Below are 15,923 nucleotides of genomic sequence, written 5' to 3' on the forward strand. Positions count from 1 at the left end.
CGCCGCCGCGCCGACCCCGAGGAGGAGGACCCCGTGACGCCCCCCGCGACCGCACCCGCGCCCGCCGACGCCCGGCCCGCCTCGCCGGTCGCCGCCCGCGTCCTCGACGCCGCCGCCCGGCTGTTCTACGCCGACGGGATCCGCGCGGTGAGCGCGGACCGGGTCATCGCGGCGGCCGAGGTCAGCAAGGTGACGTTCTACCGGCACTTCCCGACCAAGGACGCCCTGGTGGTGGCCTGGCTGAGCGCGGTCGCCGCGGCGGAGCGCGCCGCCCTGGACGCGGTCCGCGCCGCGCACCCCGAGGACGCCGAGGCCGTGCTCCGCGGGTACGCCGAGGGCCTGGGCGCGGAGTCGTGCCGGCCGGGGTTCCGCGGCTGCCCGTTCATCAACGCCGCGGCCGAGTACGCCGACCCCGACCACCCGGTCCGCGCGGTCGTCGCGGAGCACCGGCGGTGGATGGTCGCGGCCGCAGCCGACCTCCTCGCGGACCTCGGGCTGGACGACCCGGTCGGCGCCGCCGAGGAGCTGGTCGTGCTGCGGGACGGCGCGATGGTCGCCGGGTACGTCGGGGGCTCCGAGCGCGCGGCCGCCGTCGCGGCGACCCTCCGGCACGCGGGCGCGGCGGTGGTCGCCGCGCACCGGGCGCCCGGCACCACCCCCCGCACCGCCGCGTGACGGTCTCGGGCCTCGAGCTCACGGTCGGCACCGTGGTGCTCCTGGTGCTGGCCGGGTTCGCCGCGGGGTGGGTCGACGCCGTCGTGGGCGGCGGCGGCCTGGTGCAGCTGCCGGCCCTGCTGCTGGTGCCGGGCATCAGCCCGGTGCAGGCGCTCGCGACCAACAAGCTCGCCGGGATCATGGGCACCTCCGTCAGCGCGGCGACGTACTACCGGCGCGTCCAACCCGGCCTGGGGACCGCGGGGCCGATGGCGCTCGCGGCGCTGGTCGGGGCCGGCGGGGGAGCGGCGCTGGCCTCGCTGCTGCCCGAGGACGTGTTCGTCCCGGTGATCCTCGTCGCGCTGGTGGCCGTCGCGGTCTACACCGTCGCGCGGCCGCAGGTCGGCCGGGCCACCGCGCTGCGCTGGCAGGGGCGGACCCACCTGCTGGTGGCGCTCGCGCTGGGCGCCGGCATCGGGTTCTACGACGGCCTCCTGGGCCCGGGTACGGGGTCGTTCCTGGTCATCGCGCTGGTCGGGGTGCTCGGCTACGCGTTCCTCGAGGCGTCGGCGCAGGCGAAGATCGTCAACGCGGCGACCAACCTCGGCGCGCTCATCGTGTTCGCCGCGCAGGGGGCGCCGCTGTGGCGGCTCGGGCTGATGGTCGGGGTCGCGAACGTCCTGGGCTCCTACCTGGGCGCGCGCACCGCCGTCGCGCGGGGCAGCGGGTTCGTCCGGGTGGTGTTCCTGGTGGTCGTCGCGGTGCTGATCGTGCGGCTCGGGGCCGAGCTGCTCTGACGGTCCCGCGATGCGGGCGGACCGCGGGTGCGTGCTGCGCCGAGGCCTAGACTTCCGCCGACCCCGGCGGTCGCCGCCCGGCGCCCGCGACCCCGCAGCAGGAAGCTCCCTCCCGTGGCCCTCATCGTGCAGAAGTACGGCGGTTCCTCGGTCGCCGACGCCGACAGCATCAAGCGCGTCGCGAAGCGGATCGCGGAGGCCAAGCGCGCGGGCGACGACGTGGTGGTCGTCGTCTCGGCGATGGGCGACACGACGGACGAGCTGATCGACCTCGCGCAGCAGGTGACGCCGCTGCCGCCGCAGCGCGAGATGGACATCCTGCTCACCGCCGGCGAGCGGATCTCGATGTCGCTGCTGGCGATGGCGATCAGCAACCTCGGCGTCGAGGCGCAGTCGTTCACCGGCCAGCAGGCGGGCGTCATCACCGACTCCGTGCACGGCAAGGCCCGGATCATCGACGTGACGCCGAGCCGCATCCAGCAGGCCGTCGACGCCGGCGCGGTCGCGATCGTCGCCGGGTTCCAGGGCGTCACGCAGCACACCAACGACGTGACGACCCTCGGCCGCGGCGGCTCGGACACCACGGCCGTCGCACTCGCCGCCGCCCTGCACGCCGACGTCTGCGAGATCTACACCGACGTCGACGGCGTGTTCACCGCCGACCCGCGCATCGTGCCGTCGGCCCGCAAGATCGACCGCATCACCTACGACGAGATGCTCGAGATGGCCGCGAGCGGCGCCAAGGTGCTCGTGCTGCGCTGCGTGGAGTACGCGCGGCGGTACGGGGTGCCCGTGCACGTGCGATCGTCGTTCTCGACCCACCCGGGCACGCTGGTGACGGACGCCCCGACCGAAGGAGGAGCCCCGATGGAGCAGCCGATCATCGCCGGCGTCGCGCACGACCGCAGCGAGGCGAAGATCACGATCGTCGACGTCCCGGACGTGCCCGGCAAGGCCGCGCGCATCTTCGAGGTCGTCGCCGGGTCGGGCGTGAACCTCGACATGATCGTGCAGAACGTGTCCGTCGCGTCGACCGGGCGGACGGACATCTCGTTCACGCTGCCCGCCACCGACGGGGCGGCCGCGACCGCGGCGCTGACCCAGCACCAGCCCGACATCGGTTTCACGTCGCTGCAGTACGACGACACGATCGGCAAGCTGTCGCTGATCGGCGCGGGCATGAAGTCGCACCCCGGCGTGTCCGCCCGGCTGTTCGCCGCGCTGTCGGACGCCGGCATCAACATCGAGATGATCTCGACCTCGGAGATCCGCATCTCCGTGGTGACCCGTGCGGACCAGCTCGACGACGCCGTGCGCGCGGTGCACACGGCGTTCGACCTGGACAGCGCCGACGAGCAGGCCGTGGTGTACGGAGGGACCGGACGATGAGCGAGAGCGTGAGCACGGGCGCGGGCCTGCGGGTCGGCGTCGTCGGCGCCACCGGCCAGGTGGGCGCCGTGATGCGCCGGCTGCTGGAGGAGCGCGACTTCCCGGTGGCCGAGATCCGGTACTTCGCCTCCGCGCGCTCGGCCGGGACGACGCTGCCGTGGCGCGGCGCCGAGGTCGTGGTCGAGGACGCCGAGACCGCGGACCCGAGCGGCCTCGACATCGCGCTGTTCTCCGCCGGCGGCGCGACGTCGAAGGCGCAGGCGCCGCGGTTCGCCGCCGCGGGCGTCACCGTGATCGACAACTCGTCCGCCTGGCGGATGGACCCCGACGTGCCGCTGGTCGTGTCCGAGGTGAACCCGGGCGCGCTCGACGAGGTGCGCAAGGGCATCGTCGCGAACCCGAACTGCACCACGATGGCCGCGATGCCGGTGCTGCGGGTGCTGCACGAGGAGGCCGGCCTGCGCCGGCTCGTCGTGTCGACCTACCAGGCGGTGTCGGGCTCCGGCCTGGCCGGCGCGCGCGAGCTCGACGACCAGGTGCGCGCCGGGGTCGAGCAGGACACGCTCGCGCTGGTGCACGACGGCGGTGCGGTGACGTTCCCGGAGCCGCAGAAGTACGTCGCGCCGATCGCGTTCAACGTGATCCCGCTGGCCGGCAACCTGGTGGACGACGGCAGCCTGGAGACCGACGAGGAGCAGAAGCTCCGCAACGAGTCGCGCAAGATCCTCGGCATCCCCGACCTGCTGGTGTCCGGCACCTGCGTCCGGGTGCCGGTGTACACGGGGCACTCGCTGTCGATCAACGCCGAGTTCGACCGGCCGATCACCCCGGGGCGCGCGTACGAGCTGCTCGCCGGTGCGCCGGGCGTCCAGGTGGCCGACGTCCCGACCCCGCAGCAGGCGGCGGGCGCCGACCCGTCGCTCGTCGGCCGCATCCGGCAGGACCCGGGCGCGCCCGACGGGCGGGGCCTGGCGCTGTTCATCTCGAACGACAACCTCCGCAAGGGCGCGGCGCTCAACGCCGTGCAGGTCGCCGAGCTGCTGGCCGCGCGCCTGCGCGCCGCGACCGCCTGACCCGCGCGCGAGGACCCGCCGCACCGGCTCACCACGAGCCGGGCGGCGGGTCCTCCGTCGTCCGGGGCCCTCACGCGCCCGCCGGGACCACCACGACCTTGCCGTGCACGCGGCCGGCGTCGGCCTCCGCGTGCAGCGCGGGGAGCTCCGCCAGCGGGACGCGCCGCGCGATCTCGACGCGCAGCTCGCCGGCGTCGACCAGCGCGACGAGCTGCCGCAGCACCTCCGCGTCCGGGTGCACGTACACGGTCACGGCGCGCACGCCGCGCGCCGGGTCCTCCGGGGTCGCGACCCGCGGCGTGGTGGACACGACGACCCCGCCGTCGCGGACCCGGGTGGCCAGTGCCGTGAACCCCTCCTCGGTGACCGGCGCCAGGTTGAGCAGCACGTCCACGGGCTCGGTCACGGCGTCCAGCAGGGACGTCGCGGTGTGGTCGACCACCTCGTCCGCGCCCGCGGCCCGGACGGCCGCGGCGCTGCGCGGGCTGGCGGTCGCGATCACGTGGGCGCCCGCGCGGTGGGCCAGCTGGACGGCGTAGCCGCCGACCGGCCCGCCGGCGCCGTTGACCAGGACCCGCTGCCCGGCCCCGAGGCCGGCCGCCTCGAACAGCGCCTGCCAGGCGGTGAGCCCGACCGACGGGAGCCCGGCCGCGTCGGCGAGCGGGATCCGGGCCGGTGCCGGCACCAGCGCCTCGGCGGGGGCGACGACGAACTCCGCCGCGGAGCCGTCGGCCGCCATGGGCAGGAAGCCGACGACCCGGTCGCCGGCCGCCAGGCTCGTCACGCCGGCGCCGACCGCGTCCACCGTGCCGGACACGTCGTAGCCCGGGGTGTGCGGCAGCGTGATCGGGATCGGCAGGAAGCCGCCCCGCATGCCGCCGTCTGCGGGGTTGTACGCCGAGCCGGCGACCCGGACCCGGACCTCGCCGGCGCCGGGGACCGGCAGCTCGACGTCCTCGTGGCGCAGGACGTCCGCCGCGCCGGTCTCGTGGAACCGCACTGCCTTCATGGTGACTCCTCGGTCGTTCCGTGGTGCTTCGGATTCGAAGCGATATCGAGGACGGTATACATGCTGCGAATCAGAAGCAAGTGCTTCGAAGGCGAACTTCCTGCTCGGTCTTGCCGCGGGTCGCGCTCCTGTGGTTCATTAGTGGAGTAACGAACCATAGAACCAGCCGCACGAGAGGAGGTCGACCGTGTTCGACGGCCGCGACCCCATCTACGTGCAGATCGCCGACCAGATCCGCCAGGACGTCCTGCGCGGCGACCTCCAGCCCGAGGAGCAGGTGATGAGCACGACGCAGTACGCCACCACCTTCCGCATCAACCCGGCCACGGCCGCGAAGGCGTTCGCCCAGCTCGTCGACGACGGGATCCTCTACAAGCGCCGCGGCGTCGGGATGTTCGTCGCCCCGGGCGCCCCGGACCGGCTGCGCGCCGAGGGCCGGGAGACCTTCTTCGCCGAGACGGTCGACCCGGTGGCCGACCACGCCCGCGCGCTCGGCATCCCGCTCGAGGACGTCATCGCCCGGCTGCGGGCGCACGCCGCGCGCACCGCCGGTGACCGGCAGGACGGGGCGGCGTCGTGACCGCCCCGGCCGGGCCGCTCGGCCTCGAGGCGCGCGGCCTGACCGTGCGCTACGGCCGGAAGACCGCTCTCGACGAGGTCGACCTGTCCGTCCCGGCGGGCTCCATCACCGGACTGCTGGGCCGCAACGGCTCCGGCAAGACGACCCTCGCGTCCGTGGCCGCCGCGTTCCGCCGGCCGACGTCCGGCGCGGTGCTGGTCGGCGGCGAGGACCCCTGGGAGAACGACGACCTCCTGCCGCGGGTGCTGCTGGTCCGGGAGTCGGGCGACGTGCTCGACACCGAGACCCTGCGCTCGAACCTCCGGTTCACCGAGGACTGCCGGCCCGCGTTCTCCCGCGAGGTCGCGGAGCGCCTCATGGACCGGTTCGAGCTGGACCCGGGCGCGAAGCCGCAGAAGCTGTCCCGCGGCCAGAAGTCCGCGTTCGGCATCGTCCTCGGCGTCGCCGCCCGCGCGGACCTGACCCTGCTCGACGAGGTGCACCTCGGCCTCGACGCGCCGTCGCGGTACGCGTTCTACGACGCGCTGCTCGAGGACTACGTCGAGCACCCGCGCACGATCGTGCTGTCCAGCCACCTGATCGGCGAGGTCGAGCGGCTGCTCGAGCACGTCGTGGTCCTGGACCACGGGCGGGTCCTGCTGGCGCAGGACGCGGACGCCCTGCGGGTCACCGGCGTCTCGGTGACGGGGCCGGCCCGCGAGGTCGAGCGGTTCGTCGTCGGGCGCACGGTGCTCGGGCGCCAGCAGCTCGGCGGCACCGTGCAGGCCACGGTGCTCGCGACGCTCGCGGACGGCGAGGCCGCGGACGCGAAGGCCGCCGGCCTGGACCTGGGGCCGGTGCCGCTGCAGGACCTGTTCGTGCACCTGACCGCCGACGGCGCCGCGGACGCGGCGCGCGAGCTCGGGAGGGCCCGATGAGCACCACCACCCGCACCCTGTTCCCCGCCCGGCCGGCGACCCGGCAGGGCCCGGTGCTGCGCACGGCGACGTGCCTGCTCGCCTGGTTCGGCCAGGTGGCGCTCTGGTACTGGGCGATCGTGCTCGTCGTGGTCGTCGCGGTGCCCCTGGTCGTCGACGCGGTCGGCGACGTCGGGACCTCGACCATCTGGTTCGCCCGGCAGAGCGGGGTCTGGTTCCCGTTCTCGATCATGATCGGGATCGCCACCACCTACCCGCAGGTGCACGTCGCGAGCGGCATGACCCGGCGCAGCTACGTGCGCGGCGCGCTCGCCGCCGCGGGGGTGCTCGCGGTCGCGTTCGCCGTGCTCATGGCCGGCGGGCTGATGGCCGAGCGCGCCTGGTACGGCGCGATGGGGTGGGAGTGGTCGCTGCAGGACCAGGGCTGGTTCGACCCCGACGTGAGCTTCGGCAGCCTGCTCGTCGCGTACCTGGCGACGTTCGTCGTCGCCTACGTCAGCGGCTTGCTGGTCGGCACCGTGTACGCGACCGCCGGCGGGTGGTGGGGCACCCTCACGCTGCCGCTCACGGCCGGGCCGTCGGTGGCCATGACGATCCTGGTCGGCAACTCGAACGACTGGGTCCCCTTCTCCGACCTGTTCGGCAGCACCGGCGAGGCCACCCCGCTCGCGCTGGTCCTCACCGCCTCCGCCGTCATGACGGCGGCCCTCGCGGCCGCGTTCTGGCTGATCGCCACCCGCCGCTCGATCGCACCCCGCCGCGGCTGACCCGACGCGCCCCGTGGCGCGCCGCACACCCCCCGCACGACCCGACCCACCCGCACCACGCGAGGAGGAGATCCCGTCATGCCCGGAGCAGACCCCGTGATCCACGCGGAGCACCTGGAGAAGCGCTACGGCCGCACCGTCGCCGTCGCCGACGTCAGCCTGACCGTCCACCGCGGCGAGATCGTCGGCGTGCTGGGCCGCAACGGCGCCGGCAAGACCACCACCGTCGAGATGATCGGCGGCCTGCGCGAGCCCGACGGCGGCACGGTCCGCGTCCTCGGGCTCGACCCGGCCGGACCCGCCGCCGACCGCGCCGCCCTGCGCGAGCGGGTCGGGCTGCAGCTGCAGGAGTCGGCGCTGCCCCTGCGGATCACCGTCCGCGAGGCGGTCGAGGAGTACGCCTGCTTCTACGACGACCCCGCGGACCCCGACGAGCTGCTGCGCGACCTCGGGCTCGCCGACAAGGCCGGCACCCAGTTCCGGGCGCTGTCCGGCGGCCAGAAGCAGCGGCTGTCGATCGCGCTGGCGCTGGTGGGCAACCCGGAGCTCGCGATCCTCGACGAGCTCACCACCGGCCTCGACCCGCAGGCGCGCCGGGACACCGGGGACGTCGTCGAACGCGTGCGGCGGCGCGGCGTGACGATCGTGCTCGTCACCCACTTCATGGAGGAGGCCGAGCGGCTCTGCGACCGCGTCGTGCTGGTCGACGCCGGCCGGGTGGTCGCCGAGGGGACCCCCGCCGAGGTCGCCGCCCTGGTCGGGGCCGACCAGACGCTCACCTTCCGGCCGTCCGCGCCCGTCGACGCGGCCGCGCTCGGCGCCCTCGGGTCGGTCGGCTCGGTCGACCTCGACGCCGACGGGTCCGTGCGGGTCCGCGGCACCGGCAACGTGGTGCAGGACGTCATGGTCGCGCTCGCCGGCGCCGGGGTCCGGCCCGACGACCTGCGCGTGCAGCGCAGCACCCTGGAGGACGCGTTCGTCCGGCTGACCGGTGCTCCGGCCGACCCGGGAGCGCGCCCCGCCACCCCGTCCGCGACCGACCGCGTGGAGGCCTGACATGTCCGCGACCAGCCCCCGGGTGCTCGCCCGGGTCACCGCCGTCGAGGGGCGCCTCGCGCTGCGCGAGCCGTCCAACGTGTTCTTCGCCGTGCTCTTCCCCGCCGTGCTGCTCGCGGTGCTCGGCCTCGCGATGCCCTGGGGGTCGACCCCGTACAGCGAGGACGACCCGCTGCTGTCGCAGATCAACGGCATCACCGGCTACACGCCGATCGTCCTGACGCTGGCCGTCGGCACCGTGGCGCTGTCCGTCTACCCGATCACGATCGCCACCTACCGCGGCACCGGGGTGCTCCGCCGTCTCTCGACGACCCCGCTGCCGCCCTCGCGCCTCCTGGTCGCGCAGGTCCTCGTCAACGTGGCCGCGCTCCTCGTGGCGGCCGTGCTCGCGCTCGCGGTCGGGATGCTCGTCGTCGACGTGAGCGCACCGGAGCGGCCGGGCGTCGTGCTCGCCGGGTTCTTGCTGGCGGCCACCTCGACGTTCGGCGTCGGGTCGCTCATCGCGGCGCGCGCGCCGACGGCGGGCGCGGCGACCGGCATCGGGATGACCGTCTACTTCGTGTCGCTGTTCTTCGCGGGCGTGTGGCTGCCGCTGCCGATCATGCCCGAGGTCGTCCAGCAGGTCGCCGCGTGGACGCCGTTGGGCGCGGGGTCGCAGGCGATGCTCGACGGCTGGGTCGGCGCCGGGGTGCCGGTGCGCGAGCTCCTCGTGATGGCCGGGTGGACCGTCGTCCTGGTGCCGCTCTCGGCCCGGCTGTTCCGCTGGCGCTGAGCCGCCGCGCGCGCTCCCTGGGAGCGTGCTGGGGATCACGTCGAGAATTGGTGCAGATCTCAACCATCCTCTGAAGTGACCCGGGTCGGCGGCCGATCATCCGGGTATGCCCCCGATCGGCCCTGGACGCCGCGCACACGGGCGGGCGCCGCACGAGGCGCCCGTCGTCGTGCGCCTGCTCGCGCACGTCCCGGCCTGGGCGCGCGCGGGCGGCAGCGCGGCCGCCGCCGGGCGGGTGCTGCTGCTGTTCGGCGGGGCGGTCGTGATCCTCGGCGCGTTGTGCCTCGGGGTCGACGGGCACGGGCTGCGGGTGCTGGCCGCGATGTCCGGCGCGATGCTGGCGCTGGTGTGCGTGAGCCTGCGGGTGCGGTGGCACCGGGACGGCTGGGGCACGCTCGCGTTCCCGCTCGCGCTGCTGCTCGCCCTCGGCGCCGTCGGCCTCACCACCACCGGCATCGCCAGCGCCTTCGTCGGCCTGATCCCGCTGTGCTTCGTCTACGCGGGACTGTTCCATCCCGGGCGCGCTGCGCTCGCGCTGCTGCCGGCCGCGTGCGGCGCGTACGTCGCGATGGCGTCGACCCTGGACGGCAAGGCCGTGGTGCGGCTCGTGATCTACGCCGTGACCTGGTGGGGCACGGCCCAGGTGATCGCGCTCGCCACCGCCTACCAGCGCGACGTGCGCCGGCGGCTCCGCACCGACGCGCGCACCGACCTCCTCACCTCGCTCGCCAACCGGCGCGACCTCGAGGAGCGGCTGACCCGGGCCGTCGCGGGCGACTGCGTCGTCATCGCCGACCTCGACCACTTCAAGCGCGTGAACGACAGCCGGGGCCACGCCGCGGGCGACGCCGTGCTCGAGCGGTTCGGGCACGTCCTCCACGAGCACCTGCGGCGCCGCGACTACGCGGCCCGGTACGGCGGCGAGGAGTTCGTGCTGATCCTGCCGCGCACCGAGCCGGTGCAGGCGCTGAACATGCTGCGGGCGCTGCGCGCGGAGTGGGCCGAGGAGGGCACCGGCGTGACGTTCTCCGCCGGCATCGCGCTGATCACGGACGGCGCCCCGGCTGGGTCGGCCCTGGCCGCCGCGGACATCGCGCTCTACCGGGCGAAGCAGGCGGGACGGGACCGGTTCCGGATCGCCACGGAGGGCCTGGCGGCCGCGCGGCGCCCCGGGGCGGGCCCGCAGGCGCCGGGAGTGCGGGACCACTCGAGCGACCGGCCCGGCGGGCGGCGGGACCAGCACGCGGGCTGCTGAGGCCGGCAACTCGCCCGGCGTGCGCCCCGCCGTGAGCCTCGCGGTCCGCGGCGCTGAGTCCGTAGGGGCGCGTACCCGGGGACGACGAAGGCCCGGACCGTGCGGTCCGGGCCTTCGTCTTCTCACCGGTCGGGGTGGCGGGATTCGAACCCACGACCTCCTCGTCCCGAACGAGGCGCGCTACCAAGCTGCGCCACACCCCGGTGAAGCCCGCCCAGCATAGCCGACGCGAGCCGGTGGTCGTGCATCGGGGGCGGCCCAGGAGGTCGAAGTGTGAGGAGCGTCGCGTCTCAGGCCGCGACGAGCGTCAGCAGCGTGGCCTCGGGCCGGCACGCGAACCGCACCGGGGCGTACGGCGACGTGCCCAGGCCGGCGCACACGTGCAGCCAGGTGGAGTCCGCGCCACCGCGGGCGTCGGGCCGCAGGCCCGGCCAGCCGTGCAGGCCCTTGGCCCGGTCGCGGGGGAGGTCGCAGTTCGTGACGAGCGCGCCGTAGCCGGGCACCGCGAGCTGGCCGCCGTGGGTGTGCCCGGCGAGCACGAGGTCCGCGCCGTCGGCGTGCATCGCGTCCAGGACGCGGCGGTAGGGCGCGTGCGTGACGCCGAGGTGCAGGTCCACGTCGCCGTGCGCCGCACGGGCCACGCCCGCGTCGTCGACCACGGGGGCCGGGCGGACGTCGTCCGGGCCGCCGGCGGCGGGGAACCGGTCGCGGTCCAGGTGCGCGTCGTCGGTGCCGACGAGCGAGATCCGCCGGCCGCCGGCCTTCACCTCGTCGCGGCGGTTGGTCAGGTCCACCCAGCCGGCGGACCGGAACCGGTTGCCGAGCTCGCGCCAGGGCAGCTCCACGGGCGGGCGGGGCGGCGTCGTGCGGGCGTCGGGGAGCAGGTACCGGGCCGGGTTCTTGGGCGACGGGGCGAAGAAGTCGTTCGACCCCCACACGAACGCCCCGGGGGTGCCCAGGTGCGGCTCCAGCGCGTGCAGCAGCGCGGGCATCGCCTCGACGTGCGCCCAGTTGTCGCCGGTGTCCACCACGAGGTCGGGACGGAGCGACGCGAGGTCGCGGACCCAGTCGACCTTGCGGTGCTGGCCGGGGGTCAGGTGCAGGTCGGACAGGTGCAGGACGCGGAGCGGGTCCTGGCCGTGCGGGAGCACCGGGACGGTGACCTCGCGCAGGGCGTACCAGCGGGACTCGACGAGCGTGCCCCACGCGACCGCTGCGGCGCCGGCGAGCGCGGTCCCGCCCAGGGCACGGGCGACGGGGTGGGTCATCCGTTCCCGCCGTTGCCGCCACCGCCGCCGTTGTTGCCGCCACCGCCACCGCCACCGGGGTTCCCGCCACCGCCGCCGCCGTCGCCGGCCGGTGCGCCCGGGCCGCTGGACAGCGTCAGGGTGATCGAGCTGCCCGCCGGCGCGCTGCCGGACGGGCTCTGGCTGACGACCGACCCCGGCGTGATGTCCGAGGCGGTCGTCCCGCCGACGCTCGCGGAGAACCCGGCGTTCTGCAGGGTGGCGATCGCCGTGTTCTGGTCCTGGCCCACGACCGAGGGGATCGGGATGGCCTGGCCGTACCGGAGGTCGCTGCTCGGAGCCGTGAACCCCGGATTGGGCTGGCCGTCGTTCAGCGCCTCGTCCATGAAGTTCTTCCACGTGACGCCCGCGTAGGTCGCGCCGTACGCGAACCGAGCGAACCTGCCGTTGATGGTGATGTTCTTCATCTGCTCGTTGCGGTCCGGGTAGCCGACCCACACGATCGACGCCAGGCGCGGCGTGTAACCCGCGAACCAGGTGTGCTCGTTGCGGGTCGTGGTGCCGGTCTTGCCGGAGGCCGTGTAGAAAGACGGCCGCCCGATCGACTTGCCGGTGCCGTTCCAGACGTTGCTCATCGCCTCGTTCATGCCGGCGGCGACGTTCGGGTCGATGGCCTGGTGGCAGCCGGCGTCGGGGATCGGGATGTCCTCGCCGTCGGCGTTCTTCACGTTGGTGATCGCGATCGGCGTGCAGTACACGCCGCCCGAGGCGAACGCCGCGTACGCGCCGGCGAGCGCCAGCGGGCTGGTGACGCCCGAGCCGAGCACGTTGGACGGCTTCGCCTCGATGGCCTGGCCCTCGGCACCGGCGTTCGAGCTGGTGACCCCGAGCTGCTTGGCCCCCTCCATGATGTTGCAGAGGTCCAGCTGCATCGCCATCGACAGGTACGCGAGGTTCACGGACTGCTGCGTCGCCTGCATCACCGACATGTTGCCGGAGCCGCCCTCGGCGTTGCCGACCTTCCAGGTCTGGCTCGGGTAGCGGGACCCGCACGCCGTGAACTGGTTCGTGTTGAGCGTGCGCTCGGTGCCGTTGACGCTCTCGTTGAGGTTGTGGCCGGTCTTGAGCCACTCGAGCAGGGTGAACGGCTTGAACGTCGAGCCGGGCATGAAGCCGCCGGACCCGCCGTAGGAGTACGAGGTGTTGTAGTTGACCGACGAGTCGCGCCCCGTCGCGTCGGCCGTGTTGTTGAAGTTCCGGTTCTGCGCCATCGCCTTGATCTGGCCGGTCCCCGGCTCCACCACCGACATGGCCGACCCGACCCCGTTGGGGTCGTCGACCGGGACCGTCGCCTTGACCTGGGTGTCGGCCAGCGTCTGGAGCCGCGGGTCGAGCGTGGTGGTGATCGTGAGGCCGCCGCGGTACAGCGTCTCCTCGCGCTCCTCGGCGGTCTCGCCGAACGCCGGGTCGTTCCGGATGACGTGCGTGACGTAGTCGCAGAAGTAGCCGGAGCCCTGCACCACGTCGCCGGCCGCCATGCAGCCGCTCTGGGCCTCGCTCACGTGCAGGGTGTCGGCGATCGGCGCCGCGATGCCGGCGTCGTACTCCTCCTGCGTGATGTAGCCCTGCTCGTTCATCAGCCGGAGCACGATGTTCCGACGCTGCTGCGACTCCTCGGGGTTCCGCACCGGGTCGAACGCCGTCGGGCTCTGGGTGATGCCGGCGATCGTCGCGGCCTCGAGGTAGGTGAGGTCCACCGCGTGCTTGCTGAAGTAGCGCAGCGCGGCGGACTCCACGCCGTACGTCGCGACCCCGAACTGCGCGATGTTGAGGTAGTTCTCGAGGATCTGGTCCTTCGTCATCGTCTTCTCGAGCGCGATGGCGAGCTTGGCCTCGCGCAGCTTGCGCGCGTAGCCCTCGGTGCCGTCGGCCTCCCGGGCCGCCTCGGCGGCGGCGAGGTCGCCGTCGCGGACCGCCGTCTCGATGAGCACGTTCTTCACGTACTGCTGGGTCAGCGTGGAGGCGCCCTGCGTGGAGTCGCTGACCTGGTTCTTGACCAGCGCGCGCGCCATGCCGGCGGGGTCGATGCCGCCGTGCTGGTAGAACCGCTTGTCCTCGGTCGCGACGACGGCGTTCTGCATCTGCACGGACACCTGGTCCAGCGGCACGACGATCCGGTTCTCCGAGAAGAACTCGGCCAGCACGGTCGTGCCGTCGTTGGCCAGCATCACCGACTTCTCGGACAGCGGCCGGGTCTCGAGCTCGGACGGGAGGTCCTCGAACGCCTCGACGCTCAGGTCGGTCGCCGTGTTCGCTACGGCGACGGTCGGCAGCACGAGCCCGGCGGTCAGCAGACCGCCGACGCCCGCGGTCAGCACGAAGGCGAGCAGCAGCGCCAGCGCCTGCACGACGGTGACCTGCCGCCCGCGCGGCGAGGGGGAGGGAGCCATGCCCGCCAGGGTACGGGAGCACCCCGTGCGGCCGCCGGTCGTCCACAGGGCCCGGGGGGACCTGCACCGTACCTGCACACGCACGCCGCCGCTGGCCGACCGGGTCGAACAACCCGAACGGAGGATGCGACGGGACGAATCGACCCGATACGGTCGGGCGCAGCAGGGGGGACTGCCGCTCCGGGGCGTCGCGTACGACGGTCCGCGGGCGGTGCTGTCCCGTTCGCAGGGGACAGTAGGGATGGCTCGATGACGATCGCGGGGCCCGACGGGCACTGGACGGCGAACGCGAAGTGCGGCGCCGGGGGAGTGGCGCCCGACGCGCTGTTCGTGGAGGGCGCCGCGCAGCGCGATGCCCGGGCCGTGTGCGCGGGGTGCTCCGTCAGGCTGCTGTGCCTGGCCGACGCCCTCGACTCGCGCGCCGACTTCGGCGTGTGGGGCGGGATGACCGAGCGGGAGCGGCGCGCGCTGCGGCGCCGGCGGCCCGAGGTGGAGTCCTGGTACGACGAGCTGCTCGGCACCGAGCCGGTGGAGCAGGCGGCCGGGGCCTGACCGGCGCCCGCGGGGCACGGCTAGGGTGGCGCCATGGCCACCACCACGTGGGAGTACGCGACCGTCCCCCTCATCGTCCACGCGACCAAGGCGATCCTCGACCAGTGGGGTCAGGACGGCTGGGAGCTCGTCCAGGTCCTGCAGTCCGAGACCGGGCTCGTCGCCTACCTCAAGCGCCCGACGGGCGAGAAGTGACCGGCGCCGTCGTCGCGCGGCTGGCGGAGCTCGGCATCGAGCTGCCCCAGGTCGCCGCGCCCGTCGCCGCCTACGTCCCCGCGGTGCAGACCGGCGCGTACGTGTACACGTCGGGCCAGCTGCCGTTCGTGGCGGGCGAGCTCCCCGTCACCGGCAAGGTGGGCACCGGCCCCGGCCAGGTGTCGCCGGAGACCGCGCAGGACCTGGCCCGCACCGCGGCGCTGAACGCCGTCGCGGCCGTCGCCTCGCTGGTCGGGGACCTGGACCGGGTGGTCCGGGTCGTCAAGGTCGTCGGCTTCGTGTCGAGCGACCCGGCGTTCACCGGCCAGCCCGGCGTGATCAACGGCGCCAGCACGCTGCTGCACGAGGTGTTCGGCGAGGCGGGCGTGCACGCCCGCTCTGCGGTCGGCGTCGCCGTGCTGCCCCTCGACTCGCCGGTCGAGGTCGAGATCGTCGTGGAGCTCGCGCCCGAGGCCTGAGCCCCGCCGCCGACGCGAGACGGCCCGGCCGCGCCCCTGAGGGGCTGCGGCCGGGCCGTCGTCGTCGGTGCGCGCGGGTGCGCCGGCTCAGCGGGCGCGGCGCTCCAGCCGGTCGACGTCGAGGAGCACGATCGCGCGGCCCTCGCGCCGGACCCAGCCGCGGGCGGCGAAGTCGGCGAGCGCCTTGTTCACGGTCTCGCGGCTGGCGCCGACGAGCTGCGCGAGCTCCTCCTGCGTGAGGTCGTGCGCGACCCGGACGCCCTCGTCGGTCTGCTGGCCGAACCGGTGCGACAGGTCGAGCAGCGCCTTGGCCACGCGGCCGGGGACGTCGGAGAACACCAGGTCGGCCAGGGCGTCGTTGGTGCGGCGCAGCCGGCGGCCGAGCGCGCCGAGCAGGTGCTTGGCGACGGTGGGGTTCTGCTCGAGCCACGGGATGAGGTCGTGGTGGCCGAGCTCGAGCACCACGGCGTCGGCGAGGCCGGTGGCCGTGGCGGTGCGGGGGCCCGGGTCGAACAGCGAGAGCTCGCCGAACATCTCGCCGGGGCCGAGCACGGCGAGCAGGTTCTCGCGGCCGTCGGAGGACCGGCGGCCGAGCTTGATCTTGCCGGAGCGGATCACGTAGAGCCGGTCGCCCGGCTCGCCCTCGTGGAACAGCACCTCGCCGCGGGCGACGTGCACGGGCGCCATCGACGCGAGCAGCGTCCGGGACGCCTCGGGGTCCATGTTCTGGA

17 protein-coding genes and 1 tRNA gene are annotated in these 15,923 nt (G+C 74.5%); 13 read left to right on the forward strand and 5 right to left on the reverse strand.

Features of this window, described 5'->3' with window-relative positions; genetic code table 11:
• Window positions 1-33: 33 nt before the first annotated feature.
• The 4 genes from J5O08_RS03255 to J5O08_RS03270 all read left to right on the forward strand — a co-directional run bounded on the left by J5O08_RS03255 (window position 34) and on the right by J5O08_RS03270 (window position 3,913).
• Entirely contained in the window at window positions 34-675 is a 642-nt protein-coding gene (locus tag J5O08_RS03255; RefSeq protein WP_218705407.1) for a TetR/AcrR family transcriptional regulator, read from the forward strand.
• Window positions 672-1,451 carry a TSUP family transporter gene (locus J5O08_RS03260; RefSeq protein ID WP_218705408.1) on the forward strand — a complete coding sequence of 260 codons (780 nt, stop codon included), beginning with the start codon at window positions 672-674 and terminating at the stop codon, window positions 1,449-1,451. The genes J5O08_RS03255 and J5O08_RS03260 overlap by 4 nt, the downstream gene beginning before the upstream one ends.
• A 114-nt stretch (window positions 1,452-1,565) precedes the next feature.
• A complete protein-coding gene (locus tag J5O08_RS03265) occupies window positions 1,566-2,840 on the forward strand; it encodes an aspartate kinase (protein ID WP_217615051.1) in 1,275 nt (424 codons plus the stop codon).
• Window positions 2,837-3,913 carry an aspartate-semialdehyde dehydrogenase gene (locus tag J5O08_RS03270; protein WP_218705410.1) on the forward strand — a complete coding sequence of 359 codons (1,077 nt, stop codon included), beginning with the start codon at window positions 2,837-2,839 and terminating at the stop codon, window positions 3,911-3,913. Before J5O08_RS03265 ends, J5O08_RS03270 begins: the two co-directional genes overlap by 4 nt.
• A gap of 70 nt (window positions 3,914-3,983) precedes the next feature.
• On the opposite strand, the gene J5O08_RS03275 is transcribed toward J5O08_RS03270, so the two are convergent.
• The gene (locus tag J5O08_RS03275; RefSeq protein WP_218705412.1) at window positions 3,984-4,922 is read right to left on the reverse strand and encodes an NADP-dependent oxidoreductase; all 939 of its coding nucleotides are present in this window, start codon (window positions 4,920-4,922) and stop codon (window positions 3,984-3,986) included.
• Between the two features lie 187 nt (window positions 4,923-5,109).
• On the opposite strand from J5O08_RS03275, the gene J5O08_RS03280 reads away from it, so the two are divergent.
• The 6 genes from J5O08_RS03280 (at window position 5,110) to J5O08_RS03305 (ending at window position 10,269) form a co-directional block, all read left to right on the forward strand.
• Window positions 5,110-5,502, forward strand: a complete 393-nt coding sequence (locus tag J5O08_RS03280) for a GntR family transcriptional regulator (protein WP_218705414.1) — start codon at window positions 5,110-5,112, stop codon at window positions 5,500-5,502.
• Window positions 5,499-6,419, forward strand: coding sequence for an ABC transporter ATP-binding protein (locus J5O08_RS03285; protein WP_218705415.1), 921 nt, complete (start codon window positions 5,499-5,501; stop codon window positions 6,417-6,419). The genes J5O08_RS03280 and J5O08_RS03285 overlap by 4 nt, the downstream gene beginning before the upstream one ends.
• On the forward strand, window positions 6,416-7,186 hold the full coding sequence (locus tag J5O08_RS03290) for a hypothetical protein (protein WP_218705416.1): 771 nt from the start codon (window positions 6,416-6,418) through the stop codon (window positions 7,184-7,186). Before J5O08_RS03285 ends, J5O08_RS03290 begins: the two co-directional genes overlap by 4 nt.
• 78 nt (window positions 7,187-7,264) lie before the next feature.
• Window positions 7,265-8,242 (forward strand): ABC transporter ATP-binding protein, encoded by a 978-nt coding sequence (locus J5O08_RS03295; protein WP_218705417.1) that lies wholly within the window; start codon window positions 7,265-7,267, stop codon window positions 8,240-8,242.
• Between the two features lies 1 nt (window position 8,243).
• A complete protein-coding gene (locus J5O08_RS03300) occupies window positions 8,244-9,014 on the forward strand; it encodes an ABC transporter permease (RefSeq protein WP_147794901.1) in 771 nt (256 codons plus the stop codon).
• 106 nt (window positions 9,015-9,120) lie between these two features.
• Window positions 9,121-10,269 (forward strand): diguanylate cyclase, encoded by a 1,149-nt coding sequence (locus J5O08_RS03305; RefSeq protein WP_218705418.1) that lies wholly within the window; start codon window positions 9,121-9,123, stop codon window positions 10,267-10,269.
• 129 nt (window positions 10,270-10,398) lie between these two features.
• On the opposite strand, the gene J5O08_RS03310 is transcribed toward J5O08_RS03305, so the two are convergent.
• The 3 genes from J5O08_RS03310 to J5O08_RS03320 form a co-directional block, all read right to left on the reverse strand.
• Window positions 10,399-10,472 (reverse strand) — tRNA-Pro (locus tag J5O08_RS03310).
• A gap of 87 nt (window positions 10,473-10,559) precedes the next feature.
• The gene (locus J5O08_RS03315; protein WP_218705419.1) at window positions 10,560-11,537 is read right to left on the reverse strand and encodes a metallophosphoesterase; all 978 of its coding nucleotides are present in this window, start codon (window positions 11,535-11,537) and stop codon (window positions 10,560-10,562) included.
• Window positions 11,534-13,966 (reverse strand): transglycosylase domain-containing protein, encoded by a 2,433-nt coding sequence (locus J5O08_RS03320; RefSeq protein ID WP_218705420.1) that lies wholly within the window; start codon window positions 13,964-13,966, stop codon window positions 11,534-11,536. The genes J5O08_RS03315 and J5O08_RS03320 overlap by 4 nt, the downstream gene beginning before the upstream one ends.
• 249 nt (window positions 13,967-14,215) lie before the next feature.
• Between J5O08_RS03320 and J5O08_RS03325 the strand changes: the two genes are divergently transcribed.
• Genes J5O08_RS03325 through J5O08_RS03335 form a run of 3 tightly spaced genes read left to right on the forward strand, consistent with a single transcriptional unit; the run spans window position 14,216 to window position 15,192 of the window.
• A complete protein-coding gene (locus J5O08_RS03325; RefSeq protein ID WP_217615062.1) occupies window positions 14,216-14,518 on the forward strand; it encodes a WhiB family transcriptional regulator in 303 nt (100 codons plus the stop codon).
• Window positions 14,519-14,551: 33 nt separating this feature from the next.
• Window positions 14,552-14,713 carry a DUF4177 domain-containing protein gene (locus J5O08_RS03330; RefSeq protein ID WP_146837291.1) on the forward strand — a complete coding sequence of 54 codons (162 nt, stop codon included), beginning with the start codon at window positions 14,552-14,554 and terminating at the stop codon, window positions 14,711-14,713.
• On the forward strand, window positions 14,710-15,192 hold the full coding sequence (locus J5O08_RS03335; RefSeq protein ID WP_218705421.1) for a RidA family protein: 483 nt from the start codon (window positions 14,710-14,712) through the stop codon (window positions 15,190-15,192). Before J5O08_RS03330 ends, J5O08_RS03335 begins: the two co-directional genes overlap by 4 nt.
• Before the next feature lie 87 nt (window positions 15,193-15,279).
• On the opposite strand, the gene J5O08_RS03340 is transcribed toward J5O08_RS03335, so the two are convergent.
• Window positions 15,280-15,915, reverse strand: a complete 636-nt coding sequence (locus tag J5O08_RS03340; protein WP_203669331.1) for a Crp/Fnr family transcriptional regulator — start codon at window positions 15,913-15,915, stop codon at window positions 15,280-15,282.
• Window positions 15,916-15,923 lie beyond the last annotated feature (8 nt).

Source organism: Cellulomonas sp. PS-H5 (genome assembly GCF_019265565.1).
Taxonomy (GTDB): domain Bacteria; phylum Actinomycetota; class Actinomycetes; order Actinomycetales; family Cellulomonadaceae; genus Cellulomonas.